The organism is Acinetobacter sp. GFQ9D191M (genome assembly GCF_011174875.1).
Classification (GTDB): domain Bacteria; phylum Pseudomonadota; class Gammaproteobacteria; order Pseudomonadales; family Moraxellaceae; genus Acinetobacter.
The window spans coordinates 1-21,639 of sequence record NZ_JAALGV010000064.1; the positions used below are offsets into that span (position 1 = coordinate 1).

Consider the following 21,639-nt stretch of genomic DNA (forward strand, 5'->3'; position numbering starts at 1 on the left):
ATTTTGCTAGTCTAGAGCCTAAATAATTAAATACCACAGAGTTAATTTTAACTTTGGAGTTTAAGCCAATCTGTACCGCGGGTTCTTTGCTGTTATAGGTTTGAGGTCGCTCCGCAATATAGTAGCCAGATTTATCTTTGGCATAGACCAATCCTTGCGATTCAAGCACCTGATAGGCATTAAGCACCGTCATCAGGCTATAGCCGGACAGTTCAGTCTGTTCCCGTAATGAAGGTAATTTGTCATGCGCCTTCCATGCGCCATTTTCAATCATCTGGCGAATATTTTGGGCTAGCTTTTCAGATTTGAACATAAGAAAATAAAATCTAAACTGTACTAATATAATCAGAATTATATTATGAATAAGTTATTAAAATATAACAAATCAAAAAAATAAGTGGCTAACTGTTATATTTTTTTAAATGAATATTGTATCTATACAGTTGATTTAGGTCTGCTGATAATAAAACTCATAACGCCAGACCAACCTATGGGTGATCATATGAATTCAGAAGACAACAAAGCACCAAAATATGCGGATAGCAGTATTTCTGATGCAGCATTCAAGAAGATGATTCTCTGGTTTGCACTTTATACTGGTTTATTCTGCCTCGGCGTTATCTTTGTCGTAAATGCAGACAAAATTATGATGAGCGGCTTTTAAAATTCTCTTCTCCCTGAACACTATCATCGCCCCAATCTAAATTGGGGCTTTTTTATGCCACACATTACCAGTTTTATTTTCTACTTTTTCTGCATCCATTCTATGACTTTGTCACAATTTGACACTCACAAAGTCAGATTTCCTTGCTAGATTCAGACTGTTTGATGATAAAAATGAATACAGGCTTTTCGCCAGCGCATCATACAGAAATAACAACGATATAGCAGATGGACAAACAACAAGGATAAAGGAGTGAAGCATGCTCGGAAATATGATGTTCCAGCCCTTACTGATCAGCAGCATGATTGAACATGCCGGTCGTTATCATGCCGATACCGAGATCATTTCTAAAAATACCGATACCAGCATTAAAAAGACCAATTGGGGAGAAATCCGGGAAAACTCGAAACGTTTTGCCAATGTATTACAGCAATTCGGTCTGACACTCGGCGATCGGGTTGCGACCATTGCCTGGAATAATCATCGACATCTAGAATCATGGTATGCCATTTCGGGAAGTGGACTGGTTTGCCACACCATCAACCCGCGCTTATTTCCGGAACAGCTGGTATTTATTATCAATGACGCTGCCGATCGGGTACTGCTGTTTGATAAAACCTTTGCACCTTTAATTAAAGCCGTCAAACCGTTATTAAAAACTGTAGAACAGTATATTTGTCTGGATGCTGAAGATTCGTCGATTCGTGAAGCCATTCCGGAAGTTCAGTTTTATGACGATTTGCTTGCCCAGCAATCTGCGGAATTTGACTGGCCTGAACTGGATGAAAATACAGCGAGTTCATTGTGTTATACCTCTGGTACGACTGGAAATCCGAAAGGGGTTTTATATAGCCATCGCTCAACGGTATTACATAGTTATGCCATTATCATGCCAGATTCCCTGAACGTAGCAGCGCGTGACATCATGCTGCCAGTGGTACCAATGTTCCATGTCAATGCCTGGGGAACCCCATATGCCGCTGCCATGGTCGGTTGTACTTTAGTGCTGCCGGGGCCGGGCCTGGATGGAGCCAGTCTGGTCAATCTGATTGATACGTATAAAGTGTCTGTGGCTTTAGGCGTTCCAACGATCTGGCAAGGCCTGATTGCGGCTGCCCAGCAAAGTGGTTCAAAATTGGAAAGCCTGAAACGGAATGTGGTCGGTGGTTCTGCCTGTCCACCGGCTATGCTGAAAATCTTTAAAGAGCAGTTTAACTGTGAAACTATTCATGCTTGGGGGATGACTGAAACCAGTCCACTTGGTAGTGCCAATCAGCTAAAAACCAAACATCTTGATCTGGCGGATGAAGAAAAAATGCAGATTCGTCTGTCTCAAGGTCGTCCACCGTTTGGCGTTGATTTACGTTTAACCGATGAAGAAAAAGGAACTCAGGAAATTGCCCGAGATGGTGAAACCATAGGCAATCTGCAGATTAAAGGGCACTGGATCATTGATCATTATTTTGGTAAAGAGGAATCTGCGCTCACAGCAGACGGCTGGTTTGATACCGGAGATATCGCTACCTTAAATAAAGATGGCTTTATGAAGCTGTGTGATCGCTCCAAAGATCTGATCAAATCAGGCGGTGAATGGATCTCTTCAGTCGATCTTGAAAATATGGCGATGGGACATCCTGAAATTGCCATGGCTGCCGTGATTGCGGCACAGCATCCTAAATGGGATGAGCGCCCAGTTCTGATTGCGATTAAAAAGCCAGAGAGTCATGTGAGTGAAGCCGAAATGCTGGATTACTATGCGGACAAAGTCGCTAAATGGCAGATCCCGGATCGCGTGATCTTTGTAGATTCTATTCCGTTAAGTGGAACCGGCAAGATGCTAAAAAAAGACCTGCGTGAACTTTATGGCTCTATCTTGCTGGAACAGGCCGTAGGTTAAGCTATTTCTTTAAAAAGTAAATTTTTGCCTTTTTAACTCACCGAATATTTAAAACAGAAACTGATCTCTTATATAGAGGTCAGTTTTTTTATATGTTTTTGCTAAAAATATACAGACTAAAAAAGCAATTTATTCAGTTCATACAGTTTTAACAGCACTTTCTGGTTAGGATTGTCTTACAAAAAGTCTAACTATGGTTTCTAAGCACATAATTTGACCTACATTGACATGGTGTGAGCTTCAAAATTCTTTATTCTGGACTACATAATAAATAGACAGTTGTACATTAATGCTGTCTGCGGAATAGAGGGGATAAAAATGACAAGTATGACAACCTACAAGCCGCATTGGATTCGTGAAGACTTCATTGATTTTGTTGGTGAAAAAATCCATCCAACCTGGGCACTCAAAAAAGTCAAAGCATCGGTCGTGAATATTCAGGCGGTTAGCCCAGACTTTTTCAAAATCCAGTTACGTCCAAATTATAACTTTAACCGCGGGTCATTTCAGGCCGGTCAAAATATCGCGGTGACTCTGCGTCTGGATGGAGTACGTCATCAACGTCATTATTCTATCGTGACCATTTTAAAAAATGGTGATGTGATTATTGCAGTCAAGCAGCAAGGTAAAGTGTCGCGTGCCCTAACTTTATTGCAACTAGGTGCAGTGGTCGAGCTGTCTCAGCCACAGGGCGAATTTACCTTATTAAACTCTCCTAAACCGATTCTGTTTCTGGCATCAGGCAGTGGCATTACTGCAATTTATTCCTTATTGCAAAAAGCAGTCGTGCAGTTTCAGCATCCGATTGATCTAATCTATTTCACCCGTGATGATGCATTTCATGCCGAGATCAAAACCTTGGCGTTGATGCATCTTCATCTGAAATATCATCATTTTAATACAGTCGAGCATAAGCAGCATCTGAGCCAGCAATTGCTAAACAAGCTGGTACCAGACTTTGAACAGCGTGAAATCTATGCCTGTGGTTCAGCGGGAATGATGAAAACTGCACTCAAAATTGCCGATAAACTGGCGGTGAAATCCAGCTTCCATTCTGAATATTTCCAGATTGCGATGGATGAAAAAGTGAAAGCACAGCCTGTACAGTTTTTAAGATCGCAGCAGGAATTCCAGGCAGAATCTAATCTGCTGGAAAGTGCAGAGCAGGCGGGTCTTCGTCCAGCGCATGGTTGCCGTATGGGCATTTGTAATACTTGCTCATGTACTAAAGTCAGCGGTTCGGTGAAAAACATGCTGACGGGTGAGATCGACCACGGCAGCAATACTCCAATCAAACTTTGTATTTCACAGGCCGTCAGTCCTGTGGTGATTAATTTATAAGCTATTTCAACCATTACTAAACGAATAAGAAGGTGCTCCCATGAATATGCAAATTGATTTTAAAAAACACAGTAAATCTCAATTTCTAAGCCCGGAACAGGTTGAAGAGTTCGGTGCCAAGGTTGATGCTATCCGCCGTGAAGTAATGGAAGATTTGGGCGAAAAAGATGCAGAATATATTTATAAAATCCGTAATTTTGTACGTTATAGCGAGATTGCTTCCCGTGGCATGCTGATGTTTGCAGGCTGGTTGCCGCCGGTCTGGTTAGCGGGAACAGGCTTATTGGGTATCTCGAAAATCGTGGAAAATATGGAACTTGGCCATAACGTGATGCACGGCCAGTTCGACTGGATGAATGATCCGGGTCTGAATGGTTCGACTTATGATTGGGATACTATTTCCACTGGGGATGACTGGAAATACACGCATAATTATATTCACCACACGTATACCAATATTGTCGGTATGGATCACGATGTCGGTTATGGTCTGATCCGTGTCAGTGAATCTCAGCCGTGGGAACTACGTTTTATCTGGAATATTCCTTTAACCATTCAGTTGATGGTGTTCTTTGAATGGTATGTGGGTGTACAGCGTTTGCATCTGGAAGATGTGATTGCCTATAAAACCAAAACCTGGAAACAGGTCTGGGAAGAAGCAGCGCCTTTACGCAAAAAAATGCGCCGTCAGGTCCTGAAAGATTATGTATTTTTCCCACTGATTGCCGGTCCAAATGCCATTCCAGTATTTACCGGGAATGCGGTTGCCAATGTGATTCGTAGCCTATGGGCGTCTGCGGTGATCTTTAATGGACATTTCACTGAAGATGCAGAAACCTTTGAAATGGACAATACCGACAATGAAACCCGTGCGGAATGGTATCTGCGTCAGATCCGTGGTTCGAGCAACTTCAGTGGCGCGAACTGGTTGCATATTCTGAGTGGTAATTTAAGCCATCAGATTGAGCATCATCTGTTCCCAGATATGCCAGCAAACCGTTATGCCGAAGTAGCACCAAAAATCAAAGCCTTATGTGCTGAGTACGGGATTCACTATAACGAAGCCAGCTTTATGAAACAGTTCTCGACTGTATGGGTCAGACTGGCGAAATGCTCACTGCCAAATGAATGGAATCAGCAAATTGCAGAAAAAACTCACGCAGTTAAATCGGTGTTTCGTTACTTTAAATCCAAACTTGTAAATTAATTTTTTAAGGTTTCTCTATTATCCAGTTTGGTACTCCTCAATAGATTTGGATGGTCTATTGAGGATTTTTTTATCTGTTAAAAAGTGGTCAGTTCACACGAATTTATGAATGAAATATGAAGATGATTTTCAAAAAATGACGAAGGCAGGACAGATTTACTACCGCTGAAACGCTTCGCCTACAAGCTAAGCGTTTACCTCAAGGAGGTTCTTTTTATAATGGCCGCGTTCTATCATTCAAGGTCTCAGTTTTGAAATATCTTAAATATTTTTCAGGCATCTCACTTTTATTGCTGTTAACCGCGTGTAATACCCCGGAAACTCCAGCACCAGATTATCAGGGGAATTGGAAAAATACACTGGAAAACCCAAAATTGGAAAATATCCTGGTGATTTCCAAAAATGGTGAAAACTATTTCATTACCAATACCATTAAAGACAAAGAAAGCGGCAAAACCGACAAGAAAAATCCGATGCCAGCTTCAGTCGCTGATAATGGTCTGCTTCAGATTAATTCAGGTACAGGTGTCGTTGATTTCGCAATTGACGAAAAAACTGGCAATCTGGTCGGTTCAGGCTCCGTCTATAAAAAAGCCAAATAATGCTCTAATCTAATCAATTCAGAGATAACACGAAAAATGCCATGATCAGGGAGGATTCATGGCATTTTTTTAGTTCACCAATTTTATGAGACCAGCAAAATCTTCTACAAAATAATCTGCCTTGGCTTTGATCAGATCTATTTCATGCGCAGAATACTGGTCGTAAATTGCAACGACATCAATTCCCGCATTGTTGGCAGCTTCCACCCCAATTAAAGAGTCTTCAACAATCAGGCAATCTTTAGCTTCAATTTCAAAATGCTGGAGCGCATTTAAATACACTTCTGGATGCGGTTTGATATTCTCGACATTTTCGCGAGTCAAAATAATCGCAAAATCATCATCAAAACTGATTTTATGATTAATCTTCTGATTATTGTCCTGATAACGCTGCACATTGAATAAACTGGTAGTAGTCGTGAGTGCCAATTGTATCCCTTGCTGTTTTAGGGCTTGAATCAGCAGCTCAGCTTGAGGTTTGAGTTCAATCACATGATCCAAAAAATGCCGTGAAATACCGTAACGGCGATTTTTAACTTCTTCTTTACTTGGCTTGAAACCATATAGCTCTTTTAAATAGCCACAATATTCCAGATAAGGATCGGGCATATGTCTAAAGGCTTTCAGTTGCAGGTCACGCTGTTGCTGAATCTGATCCAGACCGATTTCGATCCCCGACAATTCCTGAATCAGGGCAGCATCGACCTGGTTCCAGATTCCCACTGAATCAATCAAGGTTCCATCCAGGTCAAAACATACCAGCTTTTTATCTTTAAACATGTCACCCCCATTTTTCTTTCGCCGCCATTATCCCGTTTTTAGAAAGAGATAAAAAGTCCAGTTTGGGTGCACATCCAGTCTGTATTTATCATTAAATTCCTAAAATGAACTTATTTTGAGCATTCTAAGTATTACTCATAATAAAAATCGTAATACTAAATTGGCACAGCATTTGAATTTATCTACACCTCCTAATTTGAATATTTATTTTTTATAAGAAACAACTTGCTGGTTACTTTTTGTTACCTAACGGTTACATAAGAAAACCTAAAACTATTTAATTTAGTCTTTATTGATTAATTTATAGTCAGAACTATTTCATATCTTTACATCGGTTTATTTAATCTCTTATTTTCCTTAAGGTATTGTCCACTTCTTAACTCATTGAATTATAAAAGGGGAGCAATGCTAGAATTTAAAAATCAAATCGTACACGGCGCAATTTTCGATATGGATGGAACCATGTTTGATACTGAACGTTTGCGCTTTCAAACCTTGCAACAAGCTTCGCGTGAGCTGATCGGCGTCGAATTTTCTGAAAACTATTTAATGCAGTGTTTGGGCTTAAGTGCCCGTAGTGCGGAGCAACTGGCCAAAGAGCGTTATGGACAAGATGTCCCTTATGCCGAGATCCGTCAGCGCGCTGATGTACTGGAACTAGAACATGTACGTCATCACGGTGTTCCCATTAAAAAGGGGTTATTGCAGGTATTGGAACGCCTACGCAAGGCAGGCCTGAAAATGGCGGTAGCGACTTCAAGTCGCCGTGCGATCGCAGAAGAATATCTGATCAATGCCAATGTCTATAAGTTTTTTGATGTACTGGTGTGTGGCGATGAGATTAGACAGGGGAAACCTCATCCGGAAATTTTTATCAGTGCAGCCGAAAAAATCAATTTAAGCCCGGCCCAGTGCCTGATGTTTGAAGATTCTGAAAATGGTTTGCGTTCTGCCTATGATGCAGGTGGTATGACGGTGCTGTTCAAGGATATCAAAATACCGAACGAGTCCATGCTGGCACAAGCCCAGTATTATTATGAAACGGTCGAAGATTTTTTGGGAGAACTGAACCAGTTTGTTCCGGTTCTGGACATGCCGGAACTGGAGACCGCTTTTCCGCAAACACTCAATCAGCTGACTGTCGGGATTCACGGTTTTGGTGCAATTGGGGGCGGTTATCTGGCTCAGGTATTATCACACTGGGATGGCTATACGCGTCCACGCAAAATTATTGCCTCAACGCGTAATCCACTCTATCAATCTGCCGTAAATGCGTTTGGCACCTATTGCATTCGTTATGGTCAGAACTCTTTTGACCAGCGTATTGAAAATATGAGTGTGATTGATGCGCATGATCTGGAGCAAATGCAGAACATGTATATTGAATCCAGTCTGGTGGCAGTCTGTGTCCCTGAGGAAGCTCTGGTTTCTGAAGCAGAAGTAATTGCACAGGGTTTATATGCGCGCTACCTGGCTTATGAGCAACAGGAACAGCCGCTGACGCTGTTAATTATCCTGAATAAAATCGGGGCCAAACAGCTGGTGATGCAGCAGATTCTGAGCCGTCTGAAACAGATTACGGATGAACAGACAGCGCAGCACATTATGGATCAGCATTATTTCTGTGACACAGTAGTGAACCGCATGGTATCCAAACTGTCCGACCAGAAACTGTACCGTCAGCTGCGCATCAAATACAACATGTTCAAGCAGTATCAGCTGGATGAAGATCTGTCCGTAGTGGATCTGGATGATTCTACAGCCCTGAATGCAGAGCAGGAACATCAGGCGGGCTTATATATTGAAGACCTGCGCCGTAATTTTCAGCCAAGTCATATTCTGCAGTCGATGGACCTGATTCTGTTTAATGCCGAAACGGATATGCCAATCTATGTGGAAAATAACAGTCCATTATTGGCTAAAATGCGCCAAATGATTCTGGTAGATGATATTGCCAATATCCAGCTGATTAAAAACCGCTTATGGAATGGTGTGCATGCGATGATGGCCTGGTATGCCAGCCTGCGCGGTCATCAGACCATTGGCGTGGCCATGTCAGATCATGCGGTCAGAAAATTCATGCAGCAGGCCTTAGCGCAGGTGAAGTATGGTCTCTGTTACCAGATTCCTAAGCATGCTTCAGATCTGGAACGTCTGGCACAAAGTTTTACTGAATCCTGTGCCTATGCTTATCAGGACCCATGTGCACGTGTAGGGCGTGAACCCTTAAGAAAGCTGAAACACAATGAACGGGTTATGGGTTCATTATTGACCTTGCTTAAATATAGCTTGCCATTTGATGTGGTTTTAAAAGGTGCAGTGTTGGGTTATATCTATGCTCTGGAACAGGGTGAATGCGAGCAGCAGGAACTGTTGATGCATTTACAGATCCAGTTAAGACATATGGCATTAGAACCGCAGCTATATGAGACCTTGTATGATGAAATGTCACAATTCATCAATCAGATGATTGCTGGAAAATTATCCTTGCAGAAATTCATGCAATTGGATTTACAGCAAGCGTTCAGCTAAATCAGCAGTAAATAAAAAACCCAGAAATTTCTGGGTTTTTTATTGGAAGTTTATAAATTTATAATTTATACAGTCGTGGATTCTTGCTGATAAATACAGGATTGGGCAATCTGTCGCTGATCATCTGCAGACAGATCAATATTTTCCCATTTTTCCATCTGCCCCAATAACCAGATAAAATCGGTGAATTGAGGCTCAACATTTTCACCTGCAAGGTTACGGATAATATTCTGAATCTTATGGAAGTCATAAACGTGTCGAGAAGCTGAACATTCAAACTGGATAATCTGATAATCGATCAGCATGTCCCAAACTTCAGAAAGATCCGTAGCATGCTTTAAATCCATCTGGGCTTTTTTTACAGCTGAAACTAAGGCCTCTACAGTCAGTGGATGCAACTCACCCCATTCCTGAGTTATTGCCAGCACTTTGTCTGCCACTTTAGGAATGACATTCTGACTGGCTGCAACAATCAGGCTATAACCTTCAAGCTTGGCCTGAATATTCCAAGGTTCACCCACACAAAAACCATCAAAAATCTGTGCTGCGATCCCTTTGACCATCAAAGGGGGTGGTGAGGTCTTGAGCAATATATTTTTGGCATATTGCGGATCACTTAAGGCCAGCCATTCTCTTAAACAGTAATGATGAATGGAATATTTATAAACATGAGCCAGACCTACCTTGTGTTGCTGCTTTAAGGCACTGACCAGCTTTTGCGACGTGATCTGTTCATTATCTTCAGGCTGAATGCCCAGTTCATAACACAGATCCTGTCTTAAGCTGATAAATGCCTGATTGATACTGAGTACTAATGGAGTCTGCAAAGCGACTTGTAACTGGTCTGCGCCCAAAGCAGCCGCGGGAAGCATGGCAGACAGGCAATGGGCTGCATCCAGAAATCCATAGGCTAGGCGGTCGCGTAAGCTGGACCAGGAGGCTTCACGGATCAGATTTACCTTTAAACCCTGTTCAGTAAAATAACCTTGGCGCTCCGCCCAAAGAATGGCAACACAATCAAGCAGTGGAATATAGCCAATATTGAGTTCTGTTTTTTCTAATGTTGTCATTGAATGCTCCTTATTGGCCAGATAACAGTTTTTGTGCATCAAGTAAGCGCCTTGCCATATCGCCAATGGTAATTCGGTGACTCATGGCATTTTTTCGCAATAGGGCAAATGCTTCTTCTTCGCTCAGTCCATGCAGCTGTATCAGCAGGACTTTGGCTTTATCAATATCCCTGCGATCACTTAATTTTTCCTGAGTTTCCTTCAGGTCATGTAACAGTTTTTTATGTTTCTGAAATTGTTCAATCGATATTTCCAGAATATTTTCCAGTTTGGTCGGATCGATCCCGTCCACAATATATGCCGTGACGCCGGCATCAATGGCATTTCTGATGGTGTCCTTGTTGGAATTTTGGGTAAACAGAACCGTAGGTAATTCATACTGACTCACGCAGCTTTCAATAATATCGCGATGAGGATGATCCATATTTAACAGAATGACATCGGCATGCAGGCTTTTGATATCAACAATGTTGAGGTCATTCAGAATGACACAGGCCACTACAAGAAAATCATGCGCAAGCAAAGAAGCCTGAATAAATTCAGCGCGTTCTGGATCATCATCAATCAGGGCAATTCGTAATTTAGACATGCAAGATTTTTAGCTAGTACATCGGGGAATATTCCATGAAGACTTATGCAAAAAACATACCATGCAATTTGGTGCAAAAAATTAGGAGATCAGGTTAAAAGTGTCATAAAAATAGTGCAGAAGAACTTAGAAAGCAGAATTAACCTGACTAAAATAAAGCGTTCTTGAAATAAGCGCACTAAAATAAGGAGTTTTAAGGCGAATAAGAATATAAAAATATTGGAATAATAATTGCTTATTTTTAATCCACTATAAAATAAAAAGGTGGAATAAACATGAAATTACAACTTATACCATCACTGCTAGTAATAGGCAGTCTTTTAATGGCGGGTAATGTGATGGCAGAAGACGGTGGTTTACGCTTTACCGAGAAAACTCTGGCCAAAGTGGCAGAAATCAAAACCAAGAAAAAATCAGCCGAAACCCGGCAAGTTGCACCATTACAAGTACAAGTAATCGAAAATGCCTCTAAATAATAATAGCCAAAATACATGAAGAAACTCTCCAGCAGGAGGGTTTCTTTTTTGGAGCTGAAATTTACAAGCCATAGTTCAAAAAATAAGAATTCTATTTTCTAGTTATAACTTAGATTTTGGTTTAAAAACCTGTCTATTAAACTGATCTTGATGAATCAGAATATTGTTTATATCTTCAAAATTTTTAATTTAAATCACTTTTTGCCAACTAGAATAAGATGGTTGCAAGAAAAAAATACATATCTATAAATTACAAATACTTAATAAATTAGATGTCAGAAATTGTTTGAATCTATCTGTGATCTTGCAAAGTACTGACAGATTATTTGTATAGAATAAATTAAAAATATTGCCGCACCAGTCAGATATTTTGGCAGAAAATATCTGCTTAATTTTGCATGCTTCATTTATGCTACAGCTTAAATTTTAAGCCAAGTCCTAAAGCAGATCAGGATCACTTATACAGGATTGTATAAATTCGCCATGAATATGACAAAAATTCCTCTCAAGAAAAATCCGCTTAGCCTGATGATACTGTCGGCATTTTCAGGCCATCTTTATGCTGAAACTACGCTAGCACAGGATAGTGTTCAGCAGCTGGACACTATTGTGGTGACCACTGAGCAAAATACAAATTCTCAGAAACAGACTGAGGCCGAACTTGCCAGCGTTTCGGGAGGAACCAACTTTATTTCAGATCAGCAGTTAGAACATCAGCGTCTGGGAACCACTGCTGACGTCTTCCGTCTCCAGCCCGGTATTTATGCCCAATCGCCGGGCAATGAAGGAGCCAAAATTTCTATCCGTGGTTCTGGCATTAACCGTACTTCTGGTGCACATGCATCCGGAACTTATGTCATGATCGATGATATTCCCTTTACCGGACCGGGTGGTACAGCTTATGAACTGCTTGAACCATGGTGGATTGATCATGTTGAGGTGTACCGTGGTGCCAATGGTTTAAAACAGGGCGGATTGTCCTTAGGTGGAACAGTTAATTATAAAAGTAAGACTGGTGCAGAGCAGAATGGCTCTGAATTAAAATATGAAACGGGTAGCCATGGCTATCAGAAATACCAGTTTAGTACTGGCCGACAACTCGATAAGTTAGATTACTATCTGACAGTAACGGGTTCACAGTTTGATGGGATTCAGGATCATGCCGAAGGTGATGGTAAAGGTCTAGCTTTTAATCTGGGTTATCAGATCAGTCCAGATATTGAGACCCGCTTTTATGCCCGTTACCGTGAAAGCAAACATTTAACGCCAGGGCGCATTACCCAGGAACAGCTCAAGAATAATCCTGAAGCAGCCAATGATTTTAATCTGGCTGTAGATGCCAAGCGGATTCAACCGGGCAGTACCTGGCTGGCAAATACTACCACCTGGAACTTGCAGGATGATGCCAAACTGACCGGTAGTCTGGCTTATCACCATTATCCATTGGATCTACGTGAAAGTAGTTATCGTACCAATGTCGATTATGAGGATATTAGTGCGCGGGTTCAGTATGAGAAACCTTATCAGTTATTCGGTCTTGAACATCAAGGAAAAGTTGCTTTTCGAAGTACCACGCACCGTCCAAATAGTGGTGTAACCGAAACAATTCGACGCGATACTACAATTGATGGCACGCTTTATCCGGCAGATACCGTAACACGCCGTTATACTTATCGTGGTTCAGACAATGTGCTGCAATTTGATCAGGAAACTCAGTTGAATGATCAGTTTAAGCTTGATCTAGGATTGGCAGCAGCCTATACCCACCGTGAGAGTGAAGTGACTTATCCTGTGGCTAGTCCTGAAGTTAGCCGCTATGAATGGAATTTCGCCCCGCGTATTGGCCTGACTTATCAGCCAAATGAAACATTACAATGGTTTGCCAATTTAAGCCGTAGTATTGAACCGGCACATCCATGGGCGATGGCATGGTCTTCGCCATACTATTTTGACACTGGTGTCGCTTCAGGGCGGGTACGTGAACCTATTTATCTGGACACGCAAACTGCAAATACTTTAGAACTGGGTGGCCGGGGCCAATCAGCCTGGGGTGATTGGGCACTGAGCTACTATTATTCCAAAGTTAAAAACGAGTTATTAACCTCAGAGTTGATCAAAACCTATGAGGATGGATCGGAACGACCTTCTGAACCAATTGCTGTAGAATCCAATGCAACTCCAACCCTTCATCAAGGTGTAGAACTCAGTCTGGATACACCATTGTATGTATCGCAGCAGGGCGAGCTTCGCCTACGACAGGCTTATACCTTGAGTGATTTCCAATATAAAAACGATCCTTTATTTGGTAAAAACCAGTTGCCGGGAATTCCAAAACACCTTTATCAGGCGCAGCTCAATTATGCCTTCAATAACGGTCTTTATGTGGGGCTAAATACTGAATATGCATCGAAAATGGCACATGATTATGCCAATAGCCGCTTCAGTGATGATTATCAGATCTGGGGTATTGATCTGGGATATGCACCAGAAGATCAGTCATGGAGTGCCTGGGTTAACTTCAAGAATATCACCGATGAAAAATATGCAGCAGTGGTAATTCCAGGCTATGACGACAAAGGTGCAGATCTAGCACGATCTTCACCGGGTGAAGGCTTCTCGACTTATGCAGGCGTGTCGTTTAAATTTTAAAATCATCACTTCATAAAAAAGCGGGCATTTTTGCCCGCTTTTTTTATTGTCAGCTTATATAAAACTAGCCTTCCAGAATTCCACTGACACCTGTCACAATCATATCAATGGCGATGGTTCCGATTAACAGTGCTGCAACACGACCGACAATATCGACATACAGGTCAATGTAGTTGGAATATTTATGCTGTAAATGATCATGCAGGTATTTCATCAGAATTAGCAAGCTACAGGTCAGAAACAGGGTAAAGAAAATCACCAGAATGGTTTGCATTAAACTGAGCTGAATCCCGGTAATCACGGAAGCCGAAATGGTGCCGGGACCGATCATAAAAGGCATGGCAATCGTACCCGCCAGATGATTCGGCGCACCCCGCATCACCCCAATGGTATCCGCACCTTCAAAGACATAGCGATAACCAATCACCAGAAAAATCAGACCACCAAAAATCTGGAAGGATTCAAAGCGAGCATGTAGCACTTCATTGAAGAAGGCTTCGCCAGTTTTCGCAAAAATGATGAAAACAATAAAGCTGATCAGGCTGCCCTGAATCAATGCCATATTGAAGACCTTTGCTTCGGAATTACGAATAATTCCGAGCATATAGATACTCATCAAAAATGGATTGAGTAACGAAAAAAACAGGGCAAAGGCATTTAAACTTGCTGACATCATTCAATCCTTCCGTAGTTGAGTGATCCTAGATTTCACGATCAGGGAAAAGTGGACGTTTACCCGGACTGATCCGGTTGATGTGCAGATACATCATATGACGTTCATATTTATCTAGAATGTCGTTAATGACTTGTTCCTTGCTATAACCGACCAGATCATTACCCTGAGAGCCTTCAAACAGGTAGCTTTCCAGACGATAGTAATAGCGTCTAGTTCGTTTACCGCGTGAACTAAAGTTCGGTGTGGCATAACGTACTGGCCAGATTTGATAGACAAAGTTTTCTTCTTCATCCAGCTGAATGGTGAGATCCAGATGATACAGTTCAGGTTCTTCCTCAAGCGGTTTTTCCTGAATATTCACTTGAATACCCTTATCGGTTAACTCAGTCGCAACTGCCTCAATGGCCGGCTTGCAGACGTCATCCAGCATGGCGCGAGTCTGTGAAAGGCTTGGATGCAACATCACCCGGCTCAGACGTTTCTTCCAGTTAAAGATGTCAACATTACCGACGACTGGTGCAGCATTCAGACTGGTACTGGCCTGACGGAAATCCTCAAGCCGCAAGGATTTATACAAACCGGCCATGACAAAGAAGATCACGAAACTAAAAGGTAAGCCCATAATAATGGTGGTGTTTTGCAATGCTGTCACGCCATTCGCCATGAGCATTGCCAAAGTTAGCAAACCGATAGCAATGGCCCAGAACACACTGAGCCAGCGCGGTGAATCATGCTCAATATTAGTGAATTTAGTGGTGAAGTTCCCCAATACCAATGCCCCTGAATCCGCTGAAGTCACATAGAACAGCAAACCTGTAATGGTGGCGACACCTGCGAGAAATGTGAAACCTGGATACTGTGCCAGCAGGTCATAAAAACCATGTGCCGGATTTTCTAAAACAGTTGTCGCAAGCTGAGTATTACCATCAAAAATCACGCTGTATAAAGCACTGTTACCGAAAATAGACAACCAAGTGAGGGTAAATAACAGAGGAATAACCAAAGTCCCGGTGACAAATTCACGAATAGTACGACCACGGGAAATACGTGCCAGGAACAGACCTACAAACGGCGACCAAGCAATCCACCATGCCCAGAAGAACAGGGTCCAGCTATTCATCCATTCTTTAGGCTGCTCAAAAGGAAAACTGCTTAAAGAGAGTTTCGGGAACTGGCTGAGATAATCACCAAAATTCTGAATTAGAGCCGCTAATAAAAACTCTGTATTTCCCATAAAGAGAATAAAGAGCAGCAACCCGATTGATACATAGATATTAATTTCAGACAGAACCCGAATACCTTTATTGACACCCGCAGTGACGGAAATAATAGTAATAATGACTGCAACACCAATTAATGCAGTTTGAATCCAGATATTTTCCGGCAAGCCAAACAGGACATGCAGACCGTAATTTAGCTGAACCACACCAATACCGCAGGTGGTGGCAATACCAAAAATCGTACCGAGTACTGCAGCCGTATCCACCGTATGGCCGATCGGGCCATTAATTCTTTTTCCAAATATAGGATAAAGCGCAGAGCGAATTGTCAGTGGTAAATTATAGCGATAACTGAAATATCCCAACGCAACCCCAATCAGCGCGTACATGCTCCAGCCAGTCAGACCATAGTGAAACAGGGTCCAGACCATGGACTGACGCGCGGCTTCAAAGGTTTCAGCTTCACCGACTGGTGGACTCATATAGTGCGACAGGGGTTCAGCGACCGAGAAGAACATCAAGTCAATCCCGATCCCGGCTGAGAACAGCATGGCCGACCAGCTCAGCAGGCTGAATTCGGGTTTAGAATGTTTGGGACCAAGCTTGATTTCGCCATAACGTGAGCAGGCGATAAAGACAATAAAAACCAGATACAGCGTTGCCGCCAGCAGGTAATACCAGCTAAAGGTACTACTGACCCAGTTTAAAATATTAATAATGACTAGATTGGCTTGTTCATTAAATAAAATCGTGATGATAGAAAACAGCAGAATAAGCGTCGCCGAACAATAAAAGACTACCTTATTCAGACTATCTTGCACCTCTTCGTTTTTCTTTTGCATAAATCTCTGACCATCGTTTTTGTTGCCGGATGATCTACAGTGCAGTGTGATTTAAAAGCAAAAACTGGCCCTAAAGCTTCCTTGTTTTCGTGAATTACAAACTTTTGCAAATCCAAAACAAACTGCGCTGTACATCAAGGGTGAGCTGGCACTATAATTTTTATTAATTGAACGTTCAATTAAAAAAGCGTTTATGAATTGTTACATCATTCAGCTATTTGCTTTAGCAGAATGATTTTTTATTGCTACATCCGTTATTCAGGTTAGTCCTATGCCAAAAGTTGGTATGCAACCGATCCGTCGTCAGCAACTGATCGATGCCACCTTAGCTGCAGTGAATGAGCTAGGTTTTGCAGAAGCTTCAATTAGTCAGATTGCTCAGAGGGCAGGTGTCTCAACCGGCATCATAAGTCATTATTTTCAAGGTAAAAATGGGTTAATTGAAGCCACAATGCGTTACTTATTGCAGCAATTAGGTAAGTCTGTTGCTGAAATCAAGTCACAGGTGAATGACGCTCCTGAACAACGCTTACTGGCGATTGTGCGTGGCAATTTTACTGCTCCACAAACGGATAAAGCGGCCATGAAGGTGTGGTTGGCTTTTTGGGCCAGCAGTCTGCACCAGCCTGATTTACATCGTTTACAGCAAATAAACCATTACCGCTTACATTCCAATCTTAAATATGAATTCATGAAAAAGCTGAGTAAGGATCAAGCTGAGAAGGCAGCACAAGGTCTGGCTGCACTCATTGATGGATTCTGGCTAAGAGGTGCTTTAGTAAGTGGCGAAATTGATCCAGAACTGCCGATTGAACTGTGTAGTGAATATATCCGGCAACAACTCAAATAAACAATCTGCGAGGGAATTCCATTGACAACATTCAAACTGCAACGTCCTTATATCCATGGACAATATGTCGATGCAACGTCCAATAGCACGTTTCAAACTATTAACCCTGCAACAGGCGAAGTCCTGGCTGAAGTGCAGGTCTGTTCAAAAAATGATATCGATCGTGCGGTTGAATCTGCACAACAAGGGCAAAAAGTCTGGGCAGAAATGACCGCGATTCAACGTTCGCGCATCTTAAATAAGGCAGTCGCCATTTTAAGAGAACGTAATGATGAGCTGGCAAAATTAGAAAGCCTGGACAGCGGTAAAGCCTTTAGTGAAACATCGACTGTTGATATTACGACAGGTGCAGATGTACTCGAATATTATGCGGGGATTCTACCGGTTCTTGAAGGCCAGCAAATCCCGCTGAGAAGCAGTTCCTTTGTCTATACTCGCCGTGAACCTTTGGGTGTTGTCGCTGGAATTGGCGCATGGAATTATCCGATTCAGATCGCATTGTGGAAATCTGCACCGGCACTCGCTGCAGGCAATGCCATGATTTTCAAAGCCAGTGAAGTTACCCCTTTAACTGCGCTGAAACTGGCAGAAATTTATACTGAAGCCGGTGTACCGCATGGTGTCTTTAATGTGGTTACCGGCAGTGGTGAAATTGGGGGTTATCTGACTTCGCATCCTGATATTGCCAAAGTGTCGTTCACTGGTGGCGTTTCTACCGGCAAAAAAGTTATGGCGCAAGCTGCCAATTCTAGTTTGAAAGAAGTCACTATGGAGCTGGGCGGTAAGTCTCCGCTGATTATCTGTGAAGATGCCGATCTGGATCTGGCGGCTGATATTGCCATGATGGCCAACTTCTATAGCTCCGGTCAGGTGTGTACCAACGGTACTCGCGTTTTTGTACCTTTGGCATTGAAAGCAGAATTTGAAGAAAAGATTTTGCAGCGTGTTGAACATATCCGTATGGGTGATCCTCTCGATCCTGAAACCAATTTCGGCCCAGTGTCCAGCTTTGAGCATATGGAAAAAGTGCTGGGCTATATCGAAAAAGGCAAGATAGAAGGGGCACGCCTATTATGTGGCGGCGGCCGTGCTGAGGATGAACAGTTTGCCCAAGGGGCTTATGTCCTGCCAACCGTATTTACCGACTGCCGCGATGACATGACCATTGTGCGTGAAGAAATCTTCGGTCCTGTCATGAGTATCCTGAGTTATGACACCGAGCAAGAAGCCATTCGTCGTGCCAATGACACCGATTATGGTCTGGCCGCAGGTGTCGTCACACCAGACTTGGCCCGTGCACACCGAATTATTCATCAGGTAGAAGCAGGTATCTGCTGGATTAATACCTGGGGTGAATCACCTGCAGAAATGCCGGTCGGTGGCTATAAGCATTCCGGTGTCGGACGTGAAAATGGTCTAGTCACTTTGCAGCACTACACCCAGACCAAATCGGTTCAGGTCGAACTCAGTCCTTTCCAGTCTGTATTTAGCGCATAAGGGGGATTTGATGAATTACGACTATATTATTATCGGTGCGGGCTCTGCGGGTAATGTTCTGGCAGCGCGTTTAACTGAAGACCCAGATACTAAGGTGCTATTACTTGAGGCAGGTGGCCCGGACTATCGTCTGGATTTTAGAACCCAGATGCCGGCTGCTTTAGCTTATCCATTACAAGGCCGCCGTTATAACTGGGCCTATCTGACCGATCCAGAACCCCACATGAACAATCGCCGTATGGAATGCGGCCGTGGTAAAGGTCTGGGCGGATCTTCACTGATTAACGGCATGTGCTATATCCGTGGTAATGCTATGGATCTGGAACAGTGGGCCAGCTTTAAAGGTCTGGAACACTGGAACTATGCGCAGTGTCTACCCTATTACAAAAAAGCTGAAACCCGCGATATTGGCGGCAATGACTATCACGGCGATTCAGGTCCGGTTTCAGTCGCAACACCTAAGAATGGTAATAATGAGCTGTTTCATGCCATGGTCGAAGCTGGAGTGCAGGCAGGTTATCCACGTACCGATGACCTGAATGGCTATCAGCAGGAAGGCTTCGGCCCGATGGATCGTACTGTGACACCACAAGGCCGTCGCTCCAGTACGGCACGTGGTTATCTGGATATGGCCAAAGGCCGGGATAATCTCACCATTATTACCCATGCCATGACCAACCGGATTCTGTTTAATCGTAATCAGGCCATTGGCGTGGAATATTTTGAAGGCCAAAATACCTTACAGCCGATTCAGGTCTTTGTAGATCGTGAAGTTCTATTATGTGCAGGTGCAATTGCATCTCCACAAATCCTGCAACGCTCTGGTATAGGTCCGGCTGAATTGTTAAAAAGTCTGGATATTCCGGTGGTTCAGGACCTGCCGGGTGTGGGTGAAAACCTGCAAGACCATCTGGAAATGTACTTACAATATAAGTGCAAAAAACCGGTCAGCTTATATCCGGCATTGAAATGGTATAACCAACCCATGATTGGCGCAGAATGGTTATTCCTGGGCAAAGGCATTGGTGCCAGCAACCAGTTTGAAGCGGGGGGCTTTATCCGTTCTTCGGATGAGTTCGAATGGCCAAATATCCAGTATCACTTCCTGCCAGTGGCGATTAACTATAATGGGACCAATGCTATCCATGAGCACGGCTTCCAGGCCCATGTCGGTTCCATGCGTTCACCATCTCGTGGCCGAGTTCGTCTGAAATCCAAAGATCCGTTTGAGCATCCAAGTATTTTGTTCAACTATATGAGTACCGAACAGGACTGGCGTGAATTCCGTGATGCCATCCGCATTACCCGTGAAATTATGCATCAGCCAGCCTTGGATCCATATCGTGGTGAAGAAATCAGTCCGGGCAAAAATCTGCAAAGTGATGCAGAAATTGATGAATTTGTTCGTAATCATGCAGAAACAGCGTATCATCCGTCCTGTAGCTGTAAAATGGGTGAGGATGATATGGCAGTTGTCGATGGTTATGGGCGTGTGCATGAGATGCAAGGCCTGCGTGTCATCGATGCTTCAATTATGCCGCTCATTATTACAGGTAACCTCAATGCAACCACGATCATGATGGCTGAAAAGCTTGCAGATCATATCCGTGGCAAGCAGGCATTACCTGCTTCTACAGCGCCTTTCTACCGGGCCCCACGCGCTTAAGTCATGGCTATATTCTTGTCGCTTGTTGCATCAAGGAATATAGCGGAATTTATTTTTACCCAAAGCTGGATAGGGCTGTAATTGGTTTCAGTGTTATCCATTCTTTGCTTAATATAATTTATATTTTATGAGAATTTTCAAACAAACAGTCCTTTTCGGCTGTGCTGCTGTTTCTAGTGTTTATTGTTTTGCAGATGATGCAGACGCAAAAAAAATTGAAACCAGTGGAAACATCAGTGTAGTTTCTAAATACATCTCCCGTGGTCTGACCAATGCACCAGAAAATGATGACGTTGCCTTACAGGCAGCGCTGAATCTGGCTTATGGTAATTTTTATGTCGGTTACTGGGGCTCAACCTTAGGTTATTCCTACCCAGAACTGGAAGGCAAGAAATCACATCGCCGTGATAAAGTCGAACATGATTTTATCGTGGGCTATACCTATAGCAGTGAAAACTACGACTGGAATTTTTGGGATGCGACCTATTATTATCCGGGTGGCAGCCATACCACTTCAAATGAATTAGGTTTGAATGTAAGTCGTGCACTGAATGACAAGACCAGTGTTACAGCGGGTGTGTCGACCTATTTATATGATGTGGCCTATGCCAATCAGGGCGATACTTTTTATACCTTGGATTTAACCCATCAGATTAATGACAAGCTTGGTGCACATGTCGGTGCAGCAGGTGGTTATTTTAATGATGAAGGTAAATATGAAGGTAATGAGCTAGGTAATACCACAAAACAGCATGCTTTCCGTTATGCAACTGCTGGATTAAGTTATGAAGTTGCGCCGAAATTGACCTTGTCTGGTGATTATATCTTCGGTGGTTACGACCGTTTCGGTGATAAGCAGCGCGATCTCGCTGTGTTTGGCATTGGCTATGACTTTTAATTTGGATCTTGATCTGATTTAAAATATGCATTTCGCAGTCCATGAAATCCAGTCGGGAACAGCAAGTATCAATAAAAACAGCCTGTTCCCGGCTTAAAGCCAGATTTTCTGAATATTTAATTAACAGATATTTTGATAAATCTGCAGGAAATTCGAGCAAACATTATCAATTTCATAAAATGA

18 protein-coding genes are annotated in these 21,639 nt (G+C 42.7%); 12 read left to right on the top strand and 6 right to left on the bottom strand.

The genetic code is table 11. The features are described from left to right. On the bottom strand, positions 1 to 313 hold a 313-nt coding region (locus G5T77_RS09475), incomplete at its 3' end, for a winged helix-turn-helix domain-containing protein (RefSeq protein WP_166138664.1). 189 nt (positions 314 to 502) lie between these two features. On the opposite strand from G5T77_RS09475, the gene G5T77_RS09480 reads away from it, so the two are divergent. The 5 genes from G5T77_RS09480 (at position 503) to G5T77_RS09500 (ending at position 5,711) form a co-directional block, all read left to right on the top strand. Then, entirely contained in the window at positions 503 to 664 is a 162-nt protein-coding gene (locus tag G5T77_RS09480) for a hypothetical protein (protein ID WP_166138668.1), read from the top strand. 259 nt (positions 665 to 923) lie between these two features. Further along, the gene (locus G5T77_RS09485) at positions 924 to 2,561 is read left to right on the top strand and encodes a long-chain-fatty-acid--CoA ligase (protein WP_166138671.1); all 1,638 of its coding nucleotides are present in this window, start codon (positions 924 to 926) and stop codon (positions 2,559 to 2,561) included. A 318-nt stretch (positions 2,562 to 2,879) separates the two neighbouring features. Further along, on the top strand, positions 2,880 to 3,902 hold the full coding sequence (locus G5T77_RS09490; protein WP_166138674.1) for an FAD-binding oxidoreductase: 1,023 nt from the start codon (positions 2,880 to 2,882) through the stop codon (positions 3,900 to 3,902). A 40-nt stretch (positions 3,903 to 3,942) separates the two neighbouring features. Then, positions 3,943 to 5,109: an acyl-CoA desaturase gene (locus G5T77_RS09495; RefSeq protein ID WP_166138677.1), complete on the top strand. Its 1,167-nt coding sequence runs from the start codon at positions 3,943 to 3,945 to the stop codon at positions 5,107 to 5,109. Positions 5,110 to 5,360: 251 nt separating this feature from the next. Further along, on the top strand, positions 5,361 to 5,711 hold the full coding sequence (locus G5T77_RS09500) for a hypothetical protein (protein WP_159122938.1): 351 nt from the start codon (positions 5,361 to 5,363) through the stop codon (positions 5,709 to 5,711). 69 nt (positions 5,712 to 5,780) lie between these two features. On the opposite strand, the gene G5T77_RS09505 is transcribed toward G5T77_RS09500, so the two are convergent. Continuing rightward, entirely contained in the window at positions 5,781 to 6,491 is a 711-nt protein-coding gene (locus tag G5T77_RS09505) for an HAD family phosphatase (RefSeq protein ID WP_166138681.1), read from the bottom strand. Positions 6,492 to 6,896: 405 nt separating this feature from the next. On the opposite strand from G5T77_RS09505, the gene mtlD reads away from it, so the two are divergent. Continuing rightward, complete coding sequence (gene mtlD, locus G5T77_RS09510) at positions 6,897 to 9,023, top strand: bifunctional mannitol-1-phosphate dehydrogenase/phosphatase (protein ID WP_166138684.1); 2,127 nt, start codon at positions 6,897 to 6,899, stop codon at positions 9,021 to 9,023. A 65-nt stretch (positions 9,024 to 9,088) separates the two neighbouring features. On the opposite strand, the gene G5T77_RS09515 is transcribed toward mtlD, so the two are convergent. Together G5T77_RS09515 and G5T77_RS09520 are read right to left on the bottom strand one after the other, a co-directional pair. After that, positions 9,089 to 10,093, bottom strand: coding sequence for an ABC transporter substrate-binding protein (locus tag G5T77_RS09515; protein ID WP_166138687.1), 1,005 nt, complete (start codon positions 10,091 to 10,093; stop codon positions 9,089 to 9,091). Between the two features lie 10 nt (positions 10,094 to 10,103). Continuing rightward, entirely contained in the window at positions 10,104 to 10,682 is a 579-nt protein-coding gene (locus G5T77_RS09520) for an ANTAR domain-containing protein (protein ID WP_005235732.1), read from the bottom strand. A gap of 275 nt (positions 10,683 to 10,957) precedes the next feature. Between G5T77_RS09520 and G5T77_RS09525 the strand changes: the two genes are divergently transcribed. Together G5T77_RS09525 and G5T77_RS09530 are read left to right on the top strand one after the other, a co-directional pair. Next, on the top strand, positions 10,958 to 11,158 hold the full coding sequence (locus G5T77_RS09525; protein ID WP_166138662.1) for a hypothetical protein: 201 nt from the start codon (positions 10,958 to 10,960) through the stop codon (positions 11,156 to 11,158). Between the two features lie 483 nt (positions 11,159 to 11,641). After that, the gene (locus tag G5T77_RS09530) at positions 11,642 to 13,807 is read left to right on the top strand and encodes a TonB-dependent receptor (protein ID WP_166138689.1); all 2,166 of its coding nucleotides are present in this window, start codon (positions 11,642 to 11,644) and stop codon (positions 13,805 to 13,807) included. A gap of 64 nt (positions 13,808 to 13,871) precedes the next feature. Here G5T77_RS09530 and G5T77_RS09535 read toward each other — a convergent pair whose 3' ends face one another. After that, positions 13,872 to 14,480: a MarC family protein gene (locus G5T77_RS09535; RefSeq protein WP_166138693.1), complete on the bottom strand. Its 609-nt coding sequence runs from the start codon at positions 14,478 to 14,480 to the stop codon at positions 13,872 to 13,874. 28 nt (positions 14,481 to 14,508) lie between these two features. Further along, positions 14,509 to 16,545, bottom strand: a complete 2,037-nt coding sequence (locus G5T77_RS09540; protein ID WP_166138696.1) for a choline transporter — start codon at positions 16,543 to 16,545, stop codon at positions 14,509 to 14,511. Positions 16,546 to 16,816: 271 nt separating this feature from the next. Here G5T77_RS09540 and betI point away from each other — a divergent pair, with 271 nt between their 5' ends. From betI to G5T77_RS09560, 4 genes are all read left to right on the top strand, one after another. Then, a complete protein-coding gene (betI, locus tag G5T77_RS09545; protein ID WP_005235723.1) occupies positions 16,817 to 17,395 on the top strand; it encodes a transcriptional regulator BetI in 579 nt (192 codons plus the stop codon). 21 nt (positions 17,396 to 17,416) lie between these two features. Beyond that, the gene (gene betB / locus G5T77_RS09550) at positions 17,417 to 18,892 is read left to right on the top strand and encodes a betaine-aldehyde dehydrogenase (protein WP_159122946.1); all 1,476 of its coding nucleotides are present in this window, start codon (positions 17,417 to 17,419) and stop codon (positions 18,890 to 18,892) included. A 10-nt stretch (positions 18,893 to 18,902) separates the two neighbouring features. Continuing rightward, entirely contained in the window at positions 18,903 to 20,558 is a 1,656-nt protein-coding gene (gene betA, locus G5T77_RS09555; protein WP_166138699.1) for a choline dehydrogenase, read from the top strand. A 127-nt stretch (positions 20,559 to 20,685) separates the two neighbouring features. Beyond that, complete coding sequence (locus tag G5T77_RS09560; protein WP_166138702.1) at positions 20,686 to 21,456, top strand: hypothetical protein; 771 nt, start codon at positions 20,686 to 20,688, stop codon at positions 21,454 to 21,456. The last annotated feature ends 183 nt before the right edge of the window (positions 21,457 to 21,639 follow it).

Excerpts from the sequence above, each read along its gene's own strand:
- G5T77_RS09480 (WP_166138668.1), top strand. The coding sequence starts at position 503 with ATGAATTCAGAAGACAACAAAGCACCAAAATATGCGGATAGCAGTATT.
- G5T77_RS09485 (WP_166138671.1), top strand. The coding sequence starts at position 924 with ATGCTCGGAAATATGATGTTCCAGCCCTTACTGATCAGCAGCATGATT.
- G5T77_RS09490 (WP_166138674.1), top strand. The coding sequence starts at position 2,880 with ATGACAAGTATGACAACCTACAAGCCGCATTGGATTCGTGAAGACTTC.
- G5T77_RS09495 (WP_166138677.1), top strand. The coding sequence starts at position 3,943 with ATGAATATGCAAATTGATTTTAAAAAACACAGTAAATCTCAATTTCTA.
- G5T77_RS09505 (WP_166138681.1), bottom strand. The coding sequence starts at position 6,491 with ATGTTTAAAGATAAAAAGCTGGTATGTTTTGACCTGGATGGAACCTTG.
- mtlD (WP_166138684.1), top strand. The coding sequence starts at position 6,897 with ATGCTAGAATTTAAAAATCAAATCGTACACGGCGCAATTTTCGATATG.
- G5T77_RS09515 (WP_166138687.1), bottom strand. The coding sequence starts at position 10,093 with ATGACAACATTAGAAAAAACAGAACTCAATATTGGCTATATTCCACTG.
- G5T77_RS09520 (WP_005235732.1), bottom strand. The coding sequence starts at position 10,682 with ATGTCTAAATTACGAATTGCCCTGATTGATGATGATCCAGAACGCGCT.
- G5T77_RS09525 (WP_166138662.1), top strand. The coding sequence starts at position 10,958 with ATGAAATTACAACTTATACCATCACTGCTAGTAATAGGCAGTCTTTTA.
- G5T77_RS09530 (WP_166138689.1), top strand. The coding sequence starts at position 11,642 with ATGAATATGACAAAAATTCCTCTCAAGAAAAATCCGCTTAGCCTGATG.
- G5T77_RS09535 (WP_166138693.1), bottom strand. The coding sequence starts at position 14,480 with ATGTCAGCAAGTTTAAATGCCTTTGCCCTGTTTTTTTCGTTACTCAAT.
- G5T77_RS09540 (WP_166138696.1), bottom strand. The coding sequence starts at position 16,545 with ATGCAAAAGAAAAACGAAGAGGTGCAAGATAGTCTGAATAAGGTAGTC.
- betI (WP_005235723.1), top strand. The coding sequence starts at position 16,817 with ATGCCAAAAGTTGGTATGCAACCGATCCGTCGTCAGCAACTGATCGAT.
- betA (WP_166138699.1), top strand. The coding sequence starts at position 18,903 with ATGAATTACGACTATATTATTATCGGTGCGGGCTCTGCGGGTAATGTT.
- G5T77_RS09560 (WP_166138702.1), top strand. The coding sequence starts at position 20,686 with ATGAGAATTTTCAAACAAACAGTCCTTTTCGGCTGTGCTGCTGTTTCT.